This is a genomic window from Nonomuraea wenchangensis, assembly GCF_900111685.1.
GTDB lineage: Bacteria > Actinomycetota > Actinomycetes > Streptosporangiales > Streptosporangiaceae > Nonomuraea > Nonomuraea wenchangensis.
On the sequence record NZ_FOHX01000002.1, the window covers coordinates 742,003 to 763,400 of the forward strand.

Consider the following 21,398-nt stretch of genomic DNA (forward strand, 5'->3'; position numbering starts at 1 on the left):
CATGTTACCCATGAGTAGCTTACGCGCAAACCGTGCGGAAACACGGTCGGCACGCCGTACCCTGCCCCCACCTTACCGAACTTCATTCTGTTGGTGCCGACCGCCCCCCGCACTGACCGGTTCAGGCCGACAGCAGGAACACGACCCCCACGACCAGCGCCGTTCCGGCGAACAGCGCCAGGGTGAAGGTGCTGAACACCGCCGCCAGCCCGAAGCAGATGCCGACCGCCCCCGCCACGGCGACCAGGTCGACGATCATGCGGGCACGCCGGTACGGAGCACGCGTGAACAGCGCGACCCCGGCGTCCGAGACCACGCCCAGCGCGTACGCCGCCAGCAGGAACAACCCCACCTCCGGCAGCACCTTCCAGGCCGCGGCCGCCAGCAACGACACGAACAGCCCCGACCCGATCACCCACCGCCTGCGCACCTTCTCCCGGTGCCGTGCCCTCGACTCCTCGACCGTGCGCCGCCGCCGGTCCTCGCCCGGCCGCCACTCCATGGTCATGGTGTCGTCGCCGGCCCGCGCGGGCACGGGACGGACGGCACGGGGCGCGGAGGGCACGTGCTCGACGCCCAGCCGGGCGCAGATCTGCGCCGCCGTCGGCCGCTTGGCCGGGTCGGTGGCCAGGCACTCGCGTAACAACGGCGCCAGCCACCCGGGCACGCCCTCCAGGTCGGGCGGATGGTGCACGACCCGGTAGGCGACCGCGGCGGCCGGGCCCTGCCCGTACGGCTGCCGCCCCGTGGCCGCGTACGCCAGCGTCGCGCCGAAGGAGAACACGTCGGCCTCCATGCCCGCCGGCCGCCCCTCCAGCACCTCGGGGGCCAGGTAGCCGGGCGTGCCCACCACCGCGCCCGAGGCGGTCACCGACAGCGAGTCCAGCGCGCTGGCGATGCCGAAGTCGATGACGACCGGGTCGCCCTCGGTGAGGATGACGTTGGCGGGCTTGAGGTCGCGGTGCACGACCCCGGCCTCGTGCATGGCGAGCAGCGCCCCGGCCAGCCCGGCGGCCAGCCGGCGCAGGTCCTCGACCGGCGTGGGGACGGCGCTCAGCGGCCGGCCCTGGACGTAGCGGGTCACCAGATAGGGACGGCCGCCCTCCAGCGAGGCGTCCAGCACCTCGGCCACGTTGGGCCCGCCGACCCTGCGCATGGTCTCCACTTCGCGCGCCAGGCGGGCCAGCGCGGCGGCGTCGGCGGCGACGTGCGGGTGCAGCACCTTGACGGCGACCGTGCGGCCCTCCGCGTCGAGCGCCAGGTGCACCTCGCCGAAGCCGCCCGAACCCAGCCGCGAGAGGAGTTCGTAAGGGCCGAGGCGCTCGCTCATACCTCTACTCTCCCCAAGGAAGCGGCCGGGGACACGCCGGACGGGGCAGGGCCGGCACCCGTCACGGCTCAGGACCAGTTGGTCAGGAAGCCCAGACCGAGGTCGTCGAGCAGGCTGCCGATCAGCCCGGTGATCAACCCGGTCACCGTCTGGCTGGCCTGCGAGCTCAGCTCATCGATGATCTTGCTGGGCGCGCGCCAGGGCGACCACACCGGGTCCTGCCCCATCGCGAACATCACCGCGAACAGCGCCGCCGTGCCCACCACCACGACCGCGACCAGCGCCGCCCCCGGCGTGCGCAGCACCCCGGTGAGCGAGCGGGTGACCGCCTGACGCGGCGCGCCGCCGCCGGGCAGCACGAACAGGCCGGCCGCCATGGCCCCGGCGCCGTACGCCGCCGCCTCGTTGAGATGCATGCCGCCCGCCCAGTGGAGCGCACCCCACACGCACACGCCGAACAGCAGCGCCAGCGGCACGTGCACCGCCGTCACCAGCGCCGACTTGATCAGCGCCCAGGGCGTGCCGACCAGCGCGAGCAGCGGGTCGGCCGCGCTGCTGCCGCGGACCTGCCGCCGCTTGACCATGTCACCGAACAGGTATTCGCCGAGGCGCAGCACCAGCGCCAGCGCGACCGCGACCGCACCTGCCATGACGGGCAGCATCACGGTCACCGCCACCAGCGTGACCAGCAGCAGCAGCCCCGTGAGCTGGGCGCCGAACAGATAACGCTTACGCTCGGCGGGCGACTGAGCCTGCGAGCTCGGCGCGGTCGGCGGCGTGTAGGGCCGCACCTGCTGCTGCGGAGGCGGCGCCGGGTAGCCGGCCACCCGCTGGTCGCCGTAGGGCGGGCGGGCCGGCACGTAGGGCGGCGGGCGCTCGTCCTGCCGGGGCCGCTCCTCGTGGCGCGGACGCGGCGGCGCCTGCTCGCGCCGCTGCCTGGGCGGCGGGGGCGGAGGCGGCTGCGGCTTGGCGTACTCGACCGGCGGCAGCAGGTCGGAGTAGTCGGAGTGGCCCATCACGCGGGTGCCGCTGCCCATGCGCTTGGTGCCGGTCGGCCCGTCGAACGACGCCGTCTCGTTGAACGTCGTCACCGCCGGGTCCAGCGCCCTCGCCATGCGCAGCAGCTCCTGCGCGCCCGGCCGCGAGGTGGCCTCGACGTGCAGCGCGCGGCTCAGCCAGCCGCGCAGCCAGGCGGGCGCCTTGTCGAGCTGCGCCCGCCCCTCCATGATGTTGAAGCAGACCGACTCGAACGTCCCCGTGCCGAACGGCGGCGCCCCCGTCGCGGCGAAGAACACCGTCGAGGCCAGCGCGTGCACGTCGGCCGCCTGGGTGATCTCGGAGTCGCGGATGATCTCGGGCGCGAGATAGCCGGGCGTGCCGACGAACATGCCGGTCTGCGTCAGCCGGGTCGCGTTGACCAGGTGGGCGATGCCGAAGTCGATGACCAGCGGCTCCCCGTCGACCAGCATGACGTTGGACGGCTTGAAGTCACGGTGGATCACGTCGGCCGCGTGGATGGCGACCAGCGCCTGGCACAGCCCCTGCGCCAGCTTGATCACCTCGCGCGCGGAGAGCGGCCCGTCGGCCAGGACGGTGTCCTCCAGCGTGCGGCCGGGCGCGAAGCGCGTCACCACGTAGGGCTGACCGCCCACGAGCTCGGCGTCGATGACCTCGGCCACGAACGGGCTCCGCACCCGCCGCATGGTCTCCACCTCGCGGGTGAGCCGGTCGCGCGCCTTGAGGTCGGCGGCCACGTGCGGGTGCAGCACCTTGATGGCGACCTCGCGGCCCTCGCCGTCGAGGCCGAGGTGGACGACGCCCATGCCGCCCTCGCCGATCTTCCTGACGAGCCGGTACGGGCCCAGGCGCTCCTGTGCTTGAATGCTCATCGCCGCCCTTCCCGCGTCATCCCCCGGTGTTCCCCCTCAAGTCCTTCAGTTGCTGCGTCACCGGTCCGACGTCCAGCGGAGTCCATCCAGCCCCCCTTGGCTTGTCCCCGAACGTGCTGAAGGCGAGGATCAGCGAGAGCGCGGCGACCGCCGCCAGAACTCCCGCCATCACCATCGCCGCTGTCCTCGAGGGTACGAGCGATGCGAGCGTTCTGCGCATCTGCTTGCCGGGGCCCTCGACCCCGGGTCCCGCGCAGACCGTCCAGAGCGCGACCGCCGCGCCCCAGGCCAGGGCGTTGGACGGGTCGGTGTCGGTGACCACCGTGAGCAGCAGCGTCACCGGCAGCCCCAGGATGAGCGCGTAGAGCGTGAGCGCGAGCGTGATGCCCGCCGACTTGGCCAGCGCGGCCGGATGGGCGAAGACCCGCAGCACGTCGAGCGCCGCCGCACCGGCCGGGCGCCGGCCGGCGAGCCGCGGCTGCGCGAGGTCGGCCGCGCGCAGCAGCACCGCGAAAGGGACGGCCACGATCGCCACGAGCAGGGGCGCCAGCGCCGCCGCCACGACCATGATGACCAGCAGCATCCCGCCGGCCACGCCGTACGCCCTGGACCGCTGCAGCGGGTTGCCCGGGACCACGCCCGGCAGGTAGGGCTCCCGCTGGGTCGGGTCGGGATGGTAGTGCGGCTGCGCCGGGATGTAGGGCGGCGGCTGCATCGGCATCGGGCCGTGGCGGGCGTACTCGGGGACCTCGGGGCCCTGGCCCACGCGGGCCGCCGGGTCGTAGCCGCCAGGGGCCATCCGGCCGGCGTCGGGCACGGGCCCGGCCGCGCCCGGGGTGAGCCGGGCCGCGTCGAGCCCGGGAAGATCGGGCCCGGAAGCGGGGCGGCCCAGCTCGGGAGATGAGTTGAGCCTGCCGTAGTCGGGCGAGCCCGGACGGACCCGGCGGGTCGGCACGTCCTCCTCGCCGGGAGCCACCGGATGGCCGCCGCCGTGCGGGCCCGACCAGGGCTGCACGGGCGGCTGCCCGGACGACTGCGGGGGCGCCGTCGCGGCGTTCTCGCGCTGGATGCGGCGCAGCTCCTCCGGCGTCACCCGGCGGGTGGGCCAGGGGTCGCCGCCGTCGCCGAGCAGGCTCTCGGCGGGCACGTTGGGGTGTGACCCACCCGGGACCGCCGCACCCGGCAGACCGGTCCCCGGCAGGCCCGGGTTGAGGCCGCCCGGGCCGGGGGCCTCCTGGCCGGGCAGCAGCGACACGTACGGCTGGTCCTGCGGCGGGATCGTCGGCTGCCGCTCCTGCCCGTCGAGCAGCCGCCGCGGCGTGACCGCCGGCGTGGAGATGTCGTAGGACGGCCTGTCGGCGAGGTGCGGCGGCGGGGTCTCCGGCGGGCGCGGCACGGTCGAGATCTCGTCGGGGACGCTGCCGGGCGGCGGCTGCGGCAACATCCGGGCGGTCTGCTCGGCCAGCTCGGCCGCCTTGGGCCGCTTGGCCGGGTTTCGCTGGAAGGCCGCCTTGAGCAGCGGCTGCAACGTCGCCGGAGCCGCGCTGACGTCGGCCTTGCCCGCCGTGATGTTGTAGAAGATCATCTCCAGCGTGCCCTTGCCGAAGGGCGGCTGGCCGGTCGCGGCGTAGAGCAGCGTGCCCGCCCAGGCGTGCACGTCGACCTCGGGCCCGGCCTCCTGGCCCTCGATGATCTCGGGGGCGAGGTAGCCGGGCGTGCCGATGAACATGCCGGTCTGCGTCAGCCGGGTCGCGTCGACCGCCTGCGCGATGCCGAAGTCGATGAGGACGGGCTCGCCGTCCAGGATCAGCACGTTGCCCGGCTTGAGGTCGCGGTGGATCACGCCCACCGAGTGGACCGAGGCCAGCGCCGCGGCCACGCCGTGCGCCAACCGGATCAGCGCGGGCAGGTCGAGCGGCCCGTCGTCCTTGACGATCTCGTCGAGCGGACGGCCGGGCACGTAACGGGTGACGATGTAGGGACGATGACCGGTCACATCGGCGTCGACCACTTCGGCGATGTACTTGCTGCGCACCCGGCGCATGGTCTCGACCTCGCGCGAAAGCCGCCGCCTGGCGACCTCGTCGCCGGCGACCTCGCCACGCAGGACCTTGACCGCCACCTGCCGCCCCTGCGGGTCGACAGCGAGGTGGACAACGCCCATCCCGCCTTCACCGAGCCGCCTGAGCAGCCGGTAAGGGCCTAGTCGGTCATCGTTCATGGCATGAAGCACCATACCGGCTTAATCCCCGCCCACGAGATGAACCATGAGGCCACATTCCCACCTCGTACAACGTCCGGAAGGGCCTCTCCGGTTTCCCGGACGCGGGTCTCGAATCGGCCTCGATTTCCCTTCAGCCCGCCAGCGGCAGGACCTCGGCGCGCTTCAGCCCGGCGAGCGCCGCGCCGGGAAGCGCGAGTTTCGAGCGGCGCAGCCCGCTGCCGATCACGACCCTGGCGTGCTCGGCGACGTGCGTGTCCACCAGGACCGGCCAGTCCTCGGGCAGGCCGATCGGGGTGATGCCGCCGTACTCCATGCCGGTCAGCTCGACGGCCTCGGCCATCGGCGCGAAGCTCGCCTTGCGGGCGTCGAGGTGCCGCCGCACCACGCCGTTGACGTCGGCCCGCATCGTCGCGAGCACCATGCAGGCGGCGTAGCGGGTCTCACCGCCCCGTTTCGCGGCCACGATCACGCAGTTGGCGGACTCGTCGAGGCGCACGCCGTAACGCTCGCAGAACGCCGCGGTGTCGGCCAGATCGGGGTCGATCTCGGCCACCTCGACGCCGTCGACCGCCGTCACGGCCCGTGCCACCGGGCCGGCCAGCAGGTCGGCTCGTCCGGCAGCGGGCTCCCAGTGCAAGCTCATGCCATCTCCTCGTTCGCCTCTCCCGGAAACCCTACGGCGGTCCGGGGAGTGGCGGGTTCTGGGGACGGCCGGCGCCGTCAGGCCGACCGCACCGCGCGCTGGTGCAGCTGGGTGACGGCGGCGCGGGCGGACTCCATGGCCCCCGCCTGCCAGGCGATCAGCTGGGTGAGCCAGTCGCCCGCGAAGTAAACCCTTCCGGCCGGGCGTTGCAGAAGAGTGAAGGACGAATCAAAGGCCGGCCAGCGCACCCACGCCCCTTCGATGTGCGGCTGGCGGTGCCAGGCGATCGAGACGTCGGCCAGCACGCCCTGGCGGTACTTCTCGCCGTGGATCTTCTTGCCCTGGGTGAGCGCGCGGCGCCGGCGGTCCTCCGGGGAGAGCACGCCGTACAGCTCGGCGTCGCGCTCGGTGTTGTAGTAGCCGACGAGCACGCCCCGGCCCGAGTGGTAGCCGTGCGAGGGATACCAGATGTGGGTGATGTCGAGGTCGGTCTCGCTGACGCCGCCGTAGATGCGGTCCTCCGTCTCCCACCAGCGCCGGTCGTACTCCAGGCCGATCTTGCCGGCGGCGACCGGGACGGGGGTCTTCAGCGCGGCGGTGACCTGCGCGCCGAGGTTGTGCGGGATCTTGGCCATGACGTGCGGCGGGAGGGCGGCCACGCAGTAGTCGGCCTTGATCGAGCCGCCGTCCCAGACGACCTCGACGCCGTCGGCCAGCGTCGTGATCCCGGTCACCTTGGCACCGGTCCTGATCCGGTCGGCGCCGACGGCCTCGGTGAGCTTGACGACGATCGCGTCCATGCCGCCGACCGGCTGGAACATGGGGGTGGCCATGTCGTGGCCGAAGTCGTTCAGCACCAGCCGGCCGGTGCCGGCGGCCAGCACGTCCGTGAGGGAGAGCGGGGCGTCGAGCGTGCCCTCCGCGAGCCCCGGGTACGTCGCGAAGCCCCGGCGCGCGGACCCGGCGTAGTCCATCTTCGGGCCGAGGTCGCCGAAGCGGCGCAGGAAGTCGAGCAGCCGCTCCCTGTCCTGCGCGGAGACGGCCCGGTCGAGCGCGCCGCGGTCGGTCGCCTTGGCGAGGAGTTCGGCGACGTAGCCGTACAGGTCGGCGCGGGCGGCCCGGACCCGCATGGTCCGCCCGCCGGTGTGGACGTAGGCCATGGCGTTGTGGTTGACGAACACCTCGACGGGCACGCCCAGCTCACGGCAGTAGTCCAGGGTCAGCATCCAGGGCGCGATGCGGCCGGGGCCGGCGTTGAAGTACTGGCCCTCGCCGAACGCGGCCTGCTGCACCGGGCCGTTCAGCTCCGGCAGGCGGTCGCCGCCGCGCAGCGTCAGGTTCCGGCCGCCCGCCTTCTCCCTGGCCTCCAGCACGGTGCAGTCGTAGCCGGCCTTGCCCAGCTCGTACGCCGCCGTCAGCCCCGCCACCCCGGCCCCCAGAATCACGACCTTGGCCGAGCCCTTGCCGCGCAGCGTGAAGTCGCCCTGCCGGGGCGGCGTGAACGCCTTGTCCTGCTCCGACGGCGCCAGGCCGAGGGCGCCCATGGCCGCGTACATGGCGCCCGCGCCGCCCGCCGCGCCGATCCCGATGAGCAGCCCTCGCCGCGTCAGCGCCGCCCGTTCCACGTCCCGCTCCTCATCCGTACGGGCCGCTGCCGCACGCCACCTGGCCGCCGATCGTGGCGAAGATGCCGAACAGCGCCATGATCTGGGTGAAGTCGTCCGTGGTGAACTCGGTGTGCCGCGAACCCACCTGCTTCACACCGGGCACCAGCGCCACGGCGGCCGCGATGGCCGTCGAGTTCCACTCCACCCCCAAGGTGTACGGCGCCTCCACCCGGTACGGAGTGAAGTCGCCGAGCCGCCCCAGCGCGCGGGCCGCCGCCTCGCGGATGCGGGCCTGGGCGACGCTCGGCGGCAGCAGCTCGGCCGAGAACTTGTCGATGCCCTTCTTGACCGCCACCGTCTCGACGTCGCCGAGGACCGCGCGGGCCTCCTCGCCGACGGCCTCGTCGCCGGTGACCAGCACGACGGGCACCCCGTGGTAGCCGGCGCAGGCCGCGACCAGCCGGGTCTCGCCGCACGGCTCGCCGTTGAGCTCGACGTTCTGGATCTCCTTGCCCATCCACGTGTGGTTGAGCACGCCGTCCTGGACGCCCGCCCGCGCGTGGTAGCCCACGAAGCACGCCGCCGCGAACGTCCCGTCGAGCCCTTGCGCCATCCGCTGCGCCTTGCCAGGACCGCGGATCAGGCTGGCCCGCGGGTCCAGCAGGTCGATGCGGAGGTTCTTGGTGGAGCCGTGGGCGTCGTTGACCAGCACGGTGCCCGCGCCCGCGTCGAACGCGCCGGCGACCGCGGCGTTGGCATCGGCGGTCATCAGCTCGCAGCCGCGCTCGTAGCCGCGCCCGCCGGTGTGCATCTCCTCGGGATCGGTGAGCCCGGTCACGCCCTCCATGTCCACCGACAGATAAACCTTCACGATCAGGACCCCCAGTTCTCCACGCGCCGAGTCTCGGCCTCGGTCATCATGCCGACGTTCTCCGTCATGTACGCGGCCGCCTGCGCCCGCCACGCCTCCGGGATCTCCTCGATCGCCGGCGGGTAGCAGTGGTCGAGCCAGCTCGTGGACTCCTCGGTGGCCTCGAAGAAGTCGAGCGCGGGCCCGAAGAGGGTGTTCTCGATGCCCGGGACGCGGGCCAGGCCGTACTCGATCATCTCCTGGCCGCCGTAGGGCGGCTTGCGCAGCCACTTGCGGGCGAAGGGGCGCTCGGCGGTGACGGGCGTGTTCAGCGGGCGGCGCTCGACGGCGGCCTGGATGAGCTCCTTGTAGAGGCACTTGCCGCAGTCGCGGCACGGGCCGTCGGTGCCGCGCAGGCACCAGCGGACCTGCTCGCGCAGGTCGGAGTTCAGGGCGAGGCGCATCGTGGTCGCCTCGCTGACGCCGCCGACCGGCAGCACCAGGTGGACGCCGGCGGCGGCGAACAGCCGGCCCCACTTGCCGTGCGGGGACCACATCGGGTTGTCAGGGGTGTAGCGGTGCAGGTAGCGGCCGCCGCCGAGCCAGCGCGAGCCCATCTCGTAGCCGAAGCCGAGCCCGCCGAGGCCGAGCTGGTCGGCGAGGAGCAGCGCCCCGGCGGCCACCGCGTGGTGCTCGGGGTAGCCGGGGCGGGGCTCGGCGAGGGTGTACTCCAGGTCGGAGGTGACGGTGGTGACCTCGCGCCCGGTCTTCGCGGCGAGCTTGGCCAGCACGTCGGAGCGGTAGTGCGGCCACCGGTTGGGGATGCGCCGGTGCGGCACCCGGCGGAAGTGCAGGAAGGGCGACTCGGGGAAGATCGTGGCGGCGGCCACGGAGTCGGCGCCGCCGCTGTAGGAGATCCCGAGCGTCGGCCCTGGACTGCGCCGCTCGGCGCCGACCGGACCGGCCTCGACGCCCCAGCCGTCGTGCAGCGCGGCGGCGACCTCGGCCGAGATCGCCCGGTCGAAGAGCACCCGCCTGCGCGTCCAGGGGGCGACGACCGTCCAGGCCGCGACGGCGAACAGGTCGGGATGCGCGTCTCCGGGGACGCCGCCGATCGTGCAGGAGTTGGTGGCGAGCTTGACGGGGTGCTCGTCGGAGGCCCTGCCGGTGATCTCGTCCTCGGCGTCGAGGCGGAAGCTCAGGTCGCCGCCGGTCCAGGTCACGCGCACGGACGCTCCTCGCCGCCGGTGGCCTGGCCCGGCACGGGGGTGCTCCGGCCGGCGCGGAGGTCGTCGATGGCCTGCCAGACCAGGACCTCGTTCTGCAGCACGCCGTCCAGCGCCTTGGCCGTCTCCTGCGCCAGCCGGTGGGTGTCGTCCAGCCGCGCCTTGTCCGCCGCCGCCGTGGTGGGGCGCGGCGCGGGCTTGGCCACGGCCTTGCGCAGCCGCTCGACCTCGGCCTGGAGCCCGGTCACCTCGCGACGGAGCGTCTGGACCTCCCAGAGCGCGTCCCTGATGTCCTGCCGGTGGTCGGCGACGGAGATGTAACGGGAGTCGAACCATGTGCGCACGGCCTTCCGGAGCCGCGCGGGGACCAGGGCGCGCATCATGAGACGTCACGATACTGCTAAAGCCAGGGTAAAAAGAGCACCAGTGATAACGGGTACAGCTCTGTATGGACCGCCCCCCGGAGTCAGGGAGCGGCCTATGTAATCGAGTGTTTACCGACCGGTGAACTTGGGCTTGGCCTTCTCCGCGAACGCGCGCATGCCGATCTTGGCGTCGTCGGTCGCGAACAGGCCGGAGAACTGCAGCCGCTCGATCTCCAGCCCGGTGTCCAGATCGACCTCCAGACCCTGGTCGACGGCCTGCTTGGCGGCGCGCACCGCGATCGACGGGCCGCCCACGAACGTCGCGGCCCACTCCAGCGCCGCCGTGTAGACCTGCTCGTCCGGCACCACCCGGTCGACCAGGCCGATCTGCAGGGCCTCGGCGGCGGGCACGTGCCGGCCGGTGAAGATCAGGTCCTTGGCGCGGGCCGGGCCCACCAGGCGCGGCAGGCGCTGGGTGCCGCCCGCGCCGGGGATGATGCCGAGCAGGATCTCCGGCTGGCCCAGCTTGGCCGACTCGCCCGCCACCCGGAAGTCGGCGCACAGGGCGAGCTCGCAGCCGCCGCCCAGCGCGTAGCCGGTGATGGCGGCGATGACCGGCTTGCCGATGCGGGCCACCGTCGTGAAGCACGCCTGCAACGTGCTGGAGTGAGCGGACATGTCCGCGTAGGACATGTCGGCCATCTCCTTGATGTCGGCGCCCGCCGCGAAGACCCGCTCGCCGCCGTAGAGGATGACCGCCTGCACCTGCGGGTCCTCGTCCACGATGCGGGCCGCTTCGGCGATCTCTCGTTGGACCTGGCCGTTGAGCGCGTTCATCTTGGGACGGTCGAGACGGATCGTGGCGATCTGGTCGGCCACTTCGACGCTCACAAACTCACCCATGGTCCGAACCTAACAGGCCGCTCCCCCGTCGCCCGGCCGGGCTGGGGCGCGTCGGCGTTTGGTTCTCCGGTTGACGGGGAGGCGGAGGTCTTCCCGCAGGTGAGGAGTTCGGACGTGCTGACAGTGACCGACAAAGCCGTGGACGCGATCCGCGACCTGATGGACGGCGAGGACGTGCCGCCCCACGCCGGCCTGCGCATCGCCGCCCTCCCGGACCGGGCGGGCACGCTGGAGCTGTCCCTGGCGAGCACGCCGGAGGCCGGGGACCAGGTGATCGAGAAGGGGGACGTCCGGGTCTTCGTGGCCGAGGACACCGTGGCGGTCCTGGACGACAAGTCGCTCGACGCGCGGCCGGAGGGTCCGGGGCAGCCGACGTTCCATCTGGATCGGCGGTCCTAGCGCGGCGGGAATGTCACGACGTACCCACTGATATCGGTCGCACGGCGGCAGATCCCGTGTCACGATGACGGCGCGTCCGATCTCAAGGAGTGCCCGATGTGTCACGATCCGTTGTTACCGGAAGCCGTCGCCCACGCCGTGGCCCACTACCGCTCGCTCCGCGACGAGCACGGGGTCACGTGGGGCGAGCCGACCCTCTCCTACGTCACGCAGGCCCGCGCCACGGTCTTCCTCGACCTCAGGCACCGCTTCTGGGCCCCGGCCCTGCACCTGCTCGCCGCCCGCCACCCCGGTCTGTCCGCCGGGGAGCTGGAGGACCGCCTCGGCGAGGTGGACGTCGACCTCGTGGTACGCGACGCGCTCGGTGACGAGGTCGCCGACAACCTGCCCGCGCTGCGCCTGACCCCGTCAGGGGCGACGCTGGAGGCCGTCGGGCAGGTGCTGCTCGACGGCGTGCCGTTCCGCACCGCGCTGCTGCTGGACTCGCGTACGGACGACCCTGTCGAGGTGGTCGTGGACGGCGTCCGGCACGAGGTGCCGCCGCGCGGCGCCGAGATCGTCGAGGTCACGGGCGAGGTCGTCGTCGCCGGCCGGCCCGTGGACCTGTCGCCGCTGGCCCGGCGGGCCGGCGCGGCGGCGCTCCGGCTGCGGGCCGGGTTCCCGTGCCGGTGGAGCGTGACCGGCGCGAACGGCCAGGGCTGGTATCCCGAGGGCGCCCCGCCCAAGGTGGACGCGCACGGGAGGCCGTACTTCCACGGCGACGACCTGGTGGTGGCCGTGCCCGCCGAGCCGCTGACCGTGACCGTGACCAGGGGCATGGAGTACACCTTCGCCGAGGCCGAGGTGACCCCCGCACAGGGCGGCGAGACGCTGGTCGAGCTGACCCCCGAGCGCCTCTACGACGCCGCGGCCCGCGGCTGGTACGGCGGCGACCTGCACGTCCACCTCAACTGGATGGGCGAGGAGCCGGCCGCGCCCGAACTGGCCGCCGCCGCGCAGCACGGCGAGGACCTGCACGTGCTCAACCTGGTCGCCGGGAACGTGGCGGCCGAACGGGTCTACGACGCCGAGGCGCTGGAGCACTGGGCGGGCCGCGACCTGCCGTGGTCGGACGGGCGCCACCTCGCCAGGTGGGGCGTCGAGTACCGCAACGACCTCGTCGGGCACGTGACCGCGTTCGGCCTGCGCGCCGCGCCGGAGCGGCGGCACTCGGGCTTCCTCGGCACGGCCGACTGGCCGCCGAACGCGGTCGCGCTGGAGGAGCTGCGGGCGCTCGGCGGCGTGACCGGCTACGGGCATCCGTTCCACACGCCCTTCGGCGACGACGACCCGCCCGACGTGGTGCTGGACCGCGGGCGGAACTGCTCGGCCAGGGAGATCGTGGCCGACGCCGCCCTCGGCCTGGTGGACGGCCTGGACGTGCTCAACCACTCCTCCGTGGCCGCCACCGCCGCCGTCTACCGGCGGCTGATCGGCGCGGGCAACCGGCTCGCCGTCACCGCGGGCACCGACGCGGTGCTGTCGTTCTGCCGGCGCGGCACGGCGTCCTCGCCGCCGGGGTGGGAGCGGGTGTACGCGTACGTCGGCGGGCCGCTGACCGCCGAGTCGTACGCGGAGGCGCTCCTGCTGGGGCGCACGTTCGCGACCTCCGGGCCGTGGCTGGAGCTCACGGTGAACGGCCACGGTCCTGGCGACACGTTGGACCTGCCGGTCGGAGCGCGGGTGGAGATCGCCGTCAGCTCGGTGGGGCCCGAGGTCGAGACGCTGGAGCTCCGCACCGCGGACGGCGTCCTGGCGCAGGGGCCGCCCGGGCGGCTCACGGCCTCGCTGGTGGTCGGCGAGCCGACGTATGTGGTGGCCGTGGCCACGGGCGGGCCGCACCCGCGCGCCTTCCACCCGTCCGGCGCGTACGCCCACACCAGCCCCGTCTACCTGGACGTGACCGGCGAGCACGTGGCCAGGGAGGCGGACGTGCGCTGGTGCCTCGCCTGGCTGGACCGGCTGACGGAGCTCCTGCACGAGCACGGCACCTTCGAGACCGAGGAGCAGCTGGCCGACCACCTGCACCTGTACGACCGCGCCAGAGCGGTCTACCGAGGCCGGCTGCCCGCCTAAACGCATGACTGAAAAATGTCTTCGCAAAGATCTCGCCTACGAAGGAAATTGTTGAGACGCTGAACGCGCACCGCACCCCCAGTCCCGAGGAGTGTCCATGCGCAGACTTCTGGCGCTCGGCGTGGCCGTCCTGTTGCCGTTAACCAACGTTCAATCCGCCCAGGCCCAGGCCGAGGACCCGGCCGACCGGCAGCGGGCCTTCGCCGCCGCCGCCGCGGAATTCCAGGTGCCCGAGAGCGTGCTGCTCGGCGTCTCCTACCTGGAGTCGCGGTGGGACGCCCACGCGGGCGGGCCCTCCAGCGACGCCGGCTTCGGCCCCATGCACCTCACGGACGCCGCCGCGTACACCGGCTCCAACCACCACGACGCGGGCGAGGAGGACGCGCGCGGCGACGACGCCCGGCCCCTGCCGGCGCCCGCCGAGCGGCCCGCGCCCGCGGAGATCCCGGCCCGGCTGCGCACCATGGAACGCGCCGCGGAGCTCACCGGCGAGAGCCACGAGCGCCTGCGCGCCGACGACGCCGCCAACATCCGCGGCGGCGCGGCCCTGCTGGCCGACTACCAGAAGTCCCTCGGCGCGCCGCTGAGCGACGACCCCGGCGAGTGGTACGGCGCCGTCGCGAAGTACTCAGGAGCCGAGGAGGCCGGGGCCGCGAAGTTCTTCGCCGACGAGGTCTTCTCGGTGATGGCGGAGGGCGCCCAGCGCACCACCGACGACGGCGAGCAGGTCCGGCTGCCGGCCGTGACCGGCCTGCGCAAGATCGAGAAGTGGCTGGAGAAGCTGGGCCTGCGGCCCCCGGTCCGCCCCGACGGCATCGAGTGCCCGGCGTCCATCTCCTGCGAGTGGATCCCGTCGGCCTACCAGGAGCTGCCGCCGGACGACTACGGCCACTACGACCTGGCGAACCGTCCGGCCAGCCAGAAGGTCGACTACATCATCATCCACGACATGGAGGGCTACTTCCTGCCGTCCATCCGGCTCAACCAGGACCCGAACTACGGGGCGAGCTGGCACTACTCCGTCCGCTCCGCCGACGGCCACATCGCCCAGCACATCAAGACCAAGGACGTCGGCTGGCAGGCCGGCAACTGGTACATCAACGCCAAGTCCATCGGCATCGAGCACGAGGGCTTCCTGGCCGAGGGCAGCACCTGGTACACCGAGGCGATGTACCGCTCGTCCGCCCGCCTGGTCCGCTACCTGGCGCTGCGGCACGGCGTGCCGCTCGACCGCGCGCACATCCTGGGCCACGACAACGTCCCCGGCACGCTGCCGACGACCGTGCGCGGCATGCACGAGGACCCGGGCCCGTTCTGGGACTGGGCGCACTACTTCCAGCTCATGGGCGCGCCGCTGCACCAGTTCGGCGGGCCGCGCTCGGGCAGCGTCATGATCAAGCCGGACTTCGCCACGAACAAGCCCTACTTCTACGGCTGCGACCGCAAGAACCCCGAGGCCGCCTGCCCGCCGCTGCCCGCCCACACGGTGTGGCTGCGCACCGAGCCGCGACCCGACGCCCCGCTGATCAAGGACATCGGCAAGCACCCCACGGGCGAGTCGCTCTACAGCGTCTACGACCACAGCGCCCGCGCCAGCACCGGCCAGCGCTTCGCGGTCGCCGAACGCCAGGGCGACTGGACGGCCATCTGGTATCTCGGCCAGAAGGCGTGGTTCCACAACCCGGCCGCCGCGCCGACCGCCGTCCCGTCGGCCGGCCTGGTGGTGACGCCCAAGCCGGGCCTCGCCACGGTCCCGGTGTACGGGCGGGCGTACCCGGAGCAGGAGGCGTACCCGGCGGGCATCCCCTACCAGGCGGTGACGCCGTTGCAGTACACGTTCTCGGCGGGCGAGAAGTACACCCTCGCCGGACCGGCGGCCACCGAGTACTACCGGGCGGTCACCTTCAACCTGGAGGACCACAAGGTGGTGCGCGGCAAGACCAAGTATCTGCAGATCCAGTTCGGTCACCGGGTGATGTTCGTCAAGGCTGACGACGTGCGGGTGTCGTTCTCCGGGTGAACTCGCTGACGGCCCTGCGGGTGCTGGCCAGCGCTTCCTGCGAGGAGTCGTAGGTGCGCTGCGCCACCCCGACGAACAGGCAGTCGACGACGAGGAGCTGGCTGATCCTGCTGGCCAGGGCGCCGGGACGGAACTCCGTCTCGCGCCCGGCCGAGATGAGCACGTGCTCGGCCAGCTCCGCGATCGACGAGCGCGGGTTGTTGGTGATCGCCACGGTGGTGGCGCCCGCCTCCTTGGCCCGCGTCAGCGGCTCGATCACGTCGGGGGTCTCGCCCGAGGTGCTGATGCCGATCGCCACGTCGCCGGGCCGCAGCAGCACGGCGCTGGTGAGCGCGAGGTGGGCGTCCTGGAAGGCGTGGCTGGACAGGCCGATGCGCAGCAGCTTCTGGGCGACGTCCCCGGCCACCAGCCCTGAGGCGCTGACGCCGTAGGCGTCGATCCTGCGGGCCCCGGCGATGGCGTCCACGACCAGGCCCAGCCGCTCGCTGGTGAGCTGGGCGACCGTGTCGTTGATCGCCTCCGACTCGGCCCGCGCGACCTTCTGGATCACCGCCGACAGCGGGTCGTCAGGGGCGAGGTCGCCGGGCACGAGCCGGTCGGGCTGCGCGGCCGCGGCCGCCAGCGCCAGCCGGAGCTGCGGATAGCCGGCGAACCCCAGCAGCCGCGCGGTCCGCACGATCGTGGCCTCGCTGGTGCCCGAGGCGGCGGAGAGCTCGGTGATGGTGCTCCGCGCCACCGTCGCGGGGTCCTCCAGGATGAGGCGGGCCACGGTCTGGGCGGCCGGCGTCAGGGACGGCAGCACACCTCGGACCGTGGCCACCAGAGTGTCGGCCCGCAGGCCGTTGGCACTGTCGTCCACCCCCCGATTATGCCTGGGCTTTAACGCAATGTGCCGTTCGTCATGCCTACGGGTTCCTCGGGGACCGCTATGAGGCCGAGCTCGGCCGTCGTCGCGACGAGCGGGTGATCCGGGACGACCCGGACGGTGTAGCCGAAAGCGCCCGTACGGTCGAGCGGCACCACGCCCGTGTAGTGGGCGCGGCCGTCGTCGTCCACCGACTGGCAGGTCATCTTCCCGTACGAAGGGTGGACCAGCTCGTCGTGCGGCCCGACCTTGCCGTACGCGGCCTGGACCAGCACGTCTCCGGGCTCCAGGTCGCCGAGCGCCACCGTGGCGTGCAGCTCGATCGCGGCCCCCACCTCGGGGGTGTCGCCCACGCCCGACGCCTCGACGTGCTCCACCCGCACCCCGGGCCAGGCCCGGGTGACCCGGACCCGCCAGGCGGCGAACGCCTTGGCCGGGGCGTAGGCGTCGGCCGACAGCGCCCGCGCGGACTTGGCGGCCGGGGTGTAGAGGCCCACGACGTAGTCGCGCAGCATGCGCCCGGCCAGCACCTTCGGCCCGAGCGAGGCGAGGGTGTGCTTGACCATCTCCAGCCAGCGCCGAGGCAGGCCGTCGAAGGCCCGGTCGTAGAAGCGGTCGGACACCTCGTGCTCGATGAGGTCGTAGAGCGCGGCGGCCTCCAGCTCGTCACGCCGGTCGGGGTCGCTGACGCCGTCGGCGGTGGGGATGGCCCAGCCGTTGTTGCCGTCGTACCACTCGTCCCACCAGCCGTCGCGGATCGACAGGTTGAGCCCGCCGTTGAGCGCGGACTTCATGCCCGAGGTGCCGGACGCCTCCAGCGGGCGCAGGGGGTTGTTGAGCCACACGTCGCAGCCCTGGGTCATGAGCTGGCCGAGCGCCATGTCGTAGTCGGGCAGGAACACGATCCGGTGGCGCACGTCGGCCTGGTCGGCGAACTTGACGATCTGCTGGATGAGCTTCTTGCCGCCCTCGTCGGCGGGGTGGGCCTTGCCGGCGATGACGATCTGCACCGGCTTGTCCGGGTCGAGCAGCAGCTCGGTGAGCCGCCGCTGGTCGCGCAGCATGAGCGTGAGCCGCTTGTAGGACGGCACCCGCCGGGCGAAGCCGATGGTCAGCACGTCGGGGTCGAGCGCGTCGTCGATCCAGCCCAGCTCGGCGTCGGAGGCCCCGCGCTCCCGCCAGGACCGGCGCAGGCGCGCCCTCGCGCCCTCGACCAGGCGGCGGCGCAGCACGCCGCGGATCTCCCAAAGGTCTGCGTCGGAGAGCTTCTGGATGCCCTCCCAGCCGCGGGCGCGCTCCAGCAGCGCGGGCAGCTCGCGCCCGGCCAGCTCCATCAGCTCGCGGCCCACCCAGGTCGGGGCGTGCACGCCGTTGGTGATGGAGCCGATCGGCACCTCGTCGAGGTCGAATCCTGGCCAGAGATCCTTGAACATCTCGCGGCTGACCTCGCCGTGGAGCCGCGAGACGCCGTTGACCCGCTGGGCCAGGCGCATGCCCATGACGGCCATGTTGAACCGCCCGGGGTCGGCCTCCGCGCCCAGCGCGAGGATGCGCTCGACGGGCACGGTCGGCCAGGACGCCGAGCCGCCGAAGTGCCGCTCGATCAGCTCGACGGGGAAGCGGTCGATGCCCGCGGGCACGGGCGTGTGCGTGGTGAACACGGTGCCGGCGCGTACGGCCTCCAGCGCCTCGTCGAAGGTGAGCCTGGCCTCGGTCAGCTCGCGGATGCGCTCCAGGCCGAGGAAGCCGGCGTGGCCCTCGTTGGTGTGGAAGACCTCGGGCTCGGGGTGCCCGGTGGCTCGGCAGTAGGCCCGGATCGCGCGTACGCCGCCGACGCCGAGCAGCAGCTCCTGCATGAGCCGGTGGTCGGTGCCGCCGCCGTAGAGGCGGTCGGTGATGTCGCGGCCGGCGTTGTCGTTGTCGGCGACGTCGGAGTCGAGCAGCAGCAGCGGCACCCGGCCGACCTGCGCCACCCAGACCTGGGCGTGCAGCACGCGCTCGTCGGGCAGCCCCAGGCGAATCTTGACGGGGCTGCCGTCGGCCTCCTTCAGCAGGGACAGCGGCAGGCCGCCGGGGTCGAGTGAGGGGTAGTGCTCAAGCTGCCAGCCCTCGGGCGACAGGGACTGCGTGAAGTAGCCGTGCCGGTAGAGCAGGCCGACGGCGAGGATGGGCACGCCGAGGTCGCTGGCGGCCTTGAGGTGGTCGCCGGCCAGGATGCCGAGCCCGCCGGAGTATTGGGGCAGGGCGGCGGCGATGCCGAACTCGGGCGAGAAGTAGGCGATGGCCCGCGCGCCGTCGGGCAGCGTCTGGTACCAGCGCGGCGAGGTCATGTATTCGCGCAGGTCGTCGGCGGCGTCGGCGAGCCGCCGCAGGAAGCGGCGGTCGGCGGCCAGCTCGGCGAGCCGCGCGGGCGTGACGGCCCCGAGCAGGGCCACGGGATCGTGCCCGACCTGCTCCCAGAGGCCGGCGTCGACCTCGGCGAAAAGGTCCAGCGTCTCCGGGTGCCAGGACCAGCGGAGATTGTGTACGAGCTCGCCGAGGGCGGCCAGCTCCGTGGGCAGGACGGTGCGGACGGTAAACCGACGGATAGCTCTCACGTTGTGCACCCTACGGGCTAGGAGGGACCTCTCGTTCCTTCACCCCCATCAGAGCGCTTCAAACCACTTCGGGAGACAAGCATGAAGAGGGCGCATTGGGGCAACTTTCCCTAATGTTGGGTTCTCCCGCGCACTTCTGCGGGAGGTCTATCCGCTGCTGTCCAGAAATAACGTGCGAGGATCGTTCCTGCCACGGAAAACCTCCGGCGGCACCGAGTGTGCCGTCGCAAACCCTTGATTGCGATGATCGGACGAATTCCCATCACGGACATCTCCCCCGTCGTCGACTGCGGGCAGCGGCCCGCCAAGGCGGTGGCCGGCGAGACCTTCGAGGTCTCGGCGACCGTCTTCCGAGAGGGCCATGACGCCGTGGCCGCGGGCGTGGTGCTCACCTCGCCCGACGGGCAGCGTGGCCGGTTGAGACCGATGCGCGAGCTCGGCCCCGGCACCGACCGCTGGGCCGCCGAGGTCTGCCTGCCCGCCGAGGGCGACTGGCTCTACCGCGTGGAGGCGTGGAGCGACCCGATCAGCACGTGGCTGCACGACGCCGAGATCAAGATCCCGCGTGGCATGGACGTCGATCTCATGTGCGAGGAGGGGGCCCGGCTGTTCGAGCGGGCGGCCAAGGCCGTGCGCCCGGCCGACTGCCCCTCGGCGCCCGTCACGCCCGGGGCTCCCGCCAGGGCCGGCGGCAACGGCGAGCCCTCGTGCGGGCACCGGGCGGCGCTGCTGTCGGTCGCGGCCACGCTGCGCGACGACAACCTCGACCCGCGGGCCCGGCTGTCGATCGCGCAGCTCCCCGACACCGCCGCGCTGCTGGAGGCCCATCCGTTCCGCGAGCTGGTGACCAGGTCGAAGTCGTTCAAGGTCCGGGTGGACCGGCGCCGGGCGCTCTACGGCTCCTGGTACGAGTTCTTCCCCCGCTCGGAGGGCGCGGTCGTCAGCGCCGGCGGCATGTCGAGGTCCGGCACCTTCCAGACCGCCGCGAAGCGGCTGCCCGCGATCGCCAAGATGGGCTTCGACGTCGTCTACCTGCCGCCGATCCACCCCGTCGGCACGACCTTCCGCAAGGGCCGCAACAACACCCTGAGCCCCGAGCCGGACGACCCGGGCTCGCCGTGGGCGATCGGCTCCGAGGACGGCGGCCACGACGCGATCCACCCCGACCTCGGCACCATCGAGGACTTCGACGAGTTCGTGACGCGCACCCGCGAGCTGGGCATGGAGGTGGCGATCGACTTCGCGCTCCAGTGCTCGCCTGACCACCCGTGGGTCAAGGAGCATCCCGAGTGGTTCACGATCCGGGCCGACGGCTCGATCGCCTATGCCGAGAACCCGCCGAAGAAATACCAGGACATCTACCCGCTCAACTTCGACCGGGACCCCGAGGGCATCTACGCCGAGATCCGCCGGGTGGTGCGGCACTGGATGGACCACGGGGTGCGCATCTTCCGGGTGGACAACCCGCACACCAAGCCGGTGAGCTTCTGGGAGCGGCTGCTGGCCGACATCCACACCACCGACCCCGACGTGCTGTTCCTGTCGGAGGCGTTCACCCGGCCGGCGATGATGCGGGCGCTGGCCAAGGTCGGCTTCCACCAGTCGTACACGTACTACACCTGGAAGAACTCCAAGTACGACGTCGAGAGCTACCTGTCGGAGCTGGCCAGGGAGACCTCGGCCTACCTGCGGCCCAACCTGTTCGTCAACACGCCGGACATCCTGCACGAGTACCTGCAGCACGGCGGGATGCCGGCGTTCAAGATCCGGGCGGTGCTGGCCGCGCTCGCCTCGCCGACATGGGGTGTTTATTCCGGATATGAACTCGGAGAAAACATCCCAGTCCGTCCAGGGAGTGAAGAATACCTCGATAGTGAGAAATATCAGTACAAGCCCCGCGATTGGATGACCGCCGAACGCGAGGGACGCAGTCTGGCCCCGTTCATCACTCATCTGAATTTGTTTCGAAGAGCGCATCCGGCACTGCAGGAATTGCGTAACCTACGATTTCACAGGGTCGACCAGCCGGACATCGTCTGCTTCTCGAAGCGCCTGCCGGGCGCCTACGACCCGGCCACCAGACGGCACGGGCTGGGCGACGTCGTTCTCGCGGTCGTCAACCTGGATCCGCACCACACCCATGAGGCCACCGTTGATCTTGACCTGCCCGCCCTCGGGCTCGACTGGAACGCCGAGTTCGTCGTGGACGACGAACTGTCCGGCGAGTCCTACCGCTGGCGGCAGAGCAACTACGTGCGCCTCGACCCTCACATCCAGCCTGCCCACATTCTCACCGTCCGAGCCGCGCCACGGTAGAACTGAATTCAGCGGGGAGTCTTCAACGTGTGTGTCAGCGCCTCCCTCA

The 21,398-nt window shown here is 72.4% G+C and carries 15 protein-coding genes; 4 read left to right on the top strand and 11 right to left on the bottom strand.

Going from position 1 to position 21,398, the window contains the following annotated elements:
• Positions 1-121: 121 nt before the first annotated feature.
• The 9 genes from BMW85_RS07565 to BMW85_RS07605 form a co-directional block, all read right to left on the bottom strand.
• Positions 122-1,330, bottom strand: coding sequence for a serine/threonine-protein kinase (locus BMW85_RS07565; RefSeq protein ID WP_091078543.1), 1,209 nt, complete (start codon positions 1,328-1,330; stop codon positions 122-124).
• Between the two features lie 68 nt (positions 1,331-1,398).
• A complete protein-coding gene (locus BMW85_RS07570; RefSeq protein ID WP_091078545.1) occupies positions 1,399-3,219 on the bottom strand; it encodes a serine/threonine-protein kinase in 1,821 nt (606 codons plus the stop codon).
• Positions 3,220-3,235: 16 nt separating this feature from the next.
• Entirely contained in the window at positions 3,236-5,440 is a 2,205-nt protein-coding gene (locus BMW85_RS49325; RefSeq protein WP_177240531.1) for a serine/threonine-protein kinase, read from the bottom strand.
• Between the two features lie 133 nt (positions 5,441-5,573).
• Positions 5,574-6,086 (bottom strand): YbaK/EbsC family protein, encoded by a 513-nt coding sequence (locus tag BMW85_RS07580; protein WP_091078548.1) that lies wholly within the window; start codon positions 6,084-6,086, stop codon positions 5,574-5,576.
• Positions 6,087-6,163: 77 nt separating this feature from the next.
• Positions 6,164-7,711 (bottom strand): flavin monoamine oxidase family protein, encoded by a 1,548-nt coding sequence (locus tag BMW85_RS07585; protein WP_091078549.1) that lies wholly within the window; start codon positions 7,709-7,711, stop codon positions 6,164-6,166.
• A gap of 10 nt (positions 7,712-7,721) precedes the next feature.
• On the bottom strand, positions 7,722-8,564 hold the full coding sequence (locus BMW85_RS07590; protein WP_091078551.1) for a M55 family metallopeptidase: 843 nt from the start codon (positions 8,562-8,564) through the stop codon (positions 7,722-7,724).
• Between the two features lie 2 nt (positions 8,565-8,566).
• Positions 8,567-9,772, bottom strand: a complete 1,206-nt coding sequence (locus BMW85_RS07595; RefSeq protein ID WP_091078553.1) for a DUF6395 domain-containing protein — start codon at positions 9,770-9,772, stop codon at positions 8,567-8,569.
• Positions 9,763-10,152 (bottom strand): hypothetical protein, encoded by a 390-nt coding sequence (locus BMW85_RS07600; RefSeq protein ID WP_091078556.1) that lies wholly within the window; start codon positions 10,150-10,152, stop codon positions 9,763-9,765. The genes BMW85_RS07595 and BMW85_RS07600 overlap by 10 nt, the downstream gene beginning before the upstream one ends.
• Before the next feature lie 111 nt (positions 10,153-10,263).
• Positions 10,264-11,037 carry an enoyl-CoA hydratase/isomerase family protein gene (locus BMW85_RS07605; RefSeq protein WP_091078557.1) on the bottom strand — a complete coding sequence of 258 codons (774 nt, stop codon included), beginning with the start codon at positions 11,035-11,037 and terminating at the stop codon, positions 10,264-10,266.
• Between the two features lie 114 nt (positions 11,038-11,151).
• On the opposite strand from BMW85_RS07605, the gene BMW85_RS07610 reads away from it, so the two are divergent.
• The 3 genes from BMW85_RS07610 (at position 11,152) to BMW85_RS07620 (ending at position 15,571) form a co-directional block, all read left to right on the top strand.
• Positions 11,152-11,436 carry a HesB/IscA family protein gene (locus BMW85_RS07610; protein WP_091078560.1) on the top strand — a complete coding sequence of 95 codons (285 nt, stop codon included), beginning with the start codon at positions 11,152-11,154 and terminating at the stop codon, positions 11,434-11,436.
• Between the two features lie 96 nt (positions 11,437-11,532).
• Entirely contained in the window at positions 11,533-13,551 is a 2,019-nt protein-coding gene (locus BMW85_RS07615) for a CehA/McbA family metallohydrolase (protein WP_245774676.1), read from the top strand.
• Between the two features lie 97 nt (positions 13,552-13,648).
• Positions 13,649-15,571, top strand: a complete 1,923-nt coding sequence (locus BMW85_RS07620) for an N-acetylmuramoyl-L-alanine amidase (protein ID WP_091078564.1) — start codon at positions 13,649-13,651, stop codon at positions 15,569-15,571.
• On the opposite strand, the gene BMW85_RS07625 is transcribed toward BMW85_RS07620, so the two are convergent.
• Positions 15,534-16,430, bottom strand: a complete 897-nt coding sequence (locus BMW85_RS07625) for a MurR/RpiR family transcriptional regulator (protein WP_091078567.1) — start codon at positions 16,428-16,430, stop codon at positions 15,534-15,536. The genes BMW85_RS07620 and BMW85_RS07625 overlap by 38 nt on opposite strands.
• Positions 16,431-16,450: 20 nt before the next feature.
• A complete protein-coding gene (glgP, locus tag BMW85_RS07630) occupies positions 16,451-19,033 on the bottom strand; it encodes an alpha-glucan family phosphorylase (RefSeq protein WP_091078971.1) in 2,583 nt (860 codons plus the stop codon).
• 243 nt (positions 19,034-19,276) lie between these two features.
• Between glgP and BMW85_RS07635 the strand changes: the two genes are divergently transcribed.
• Positions 19,277-21,349 carry an alpha-1,4-glucan--maltose-1-phosphate maltosyltransferase gene (locus BMW85_RS07635; protein ID WP_091078569.1) on the top strand — a complete coding sequence of 691 codons (2,073 nt, stop codon included), beginning with the start codon at positions 19,277-19,279 and terminating at the stop codon, positions 21,347-21,349.
• Positions 21,350-21,398 lie beyond the last annotated feature (49 nt).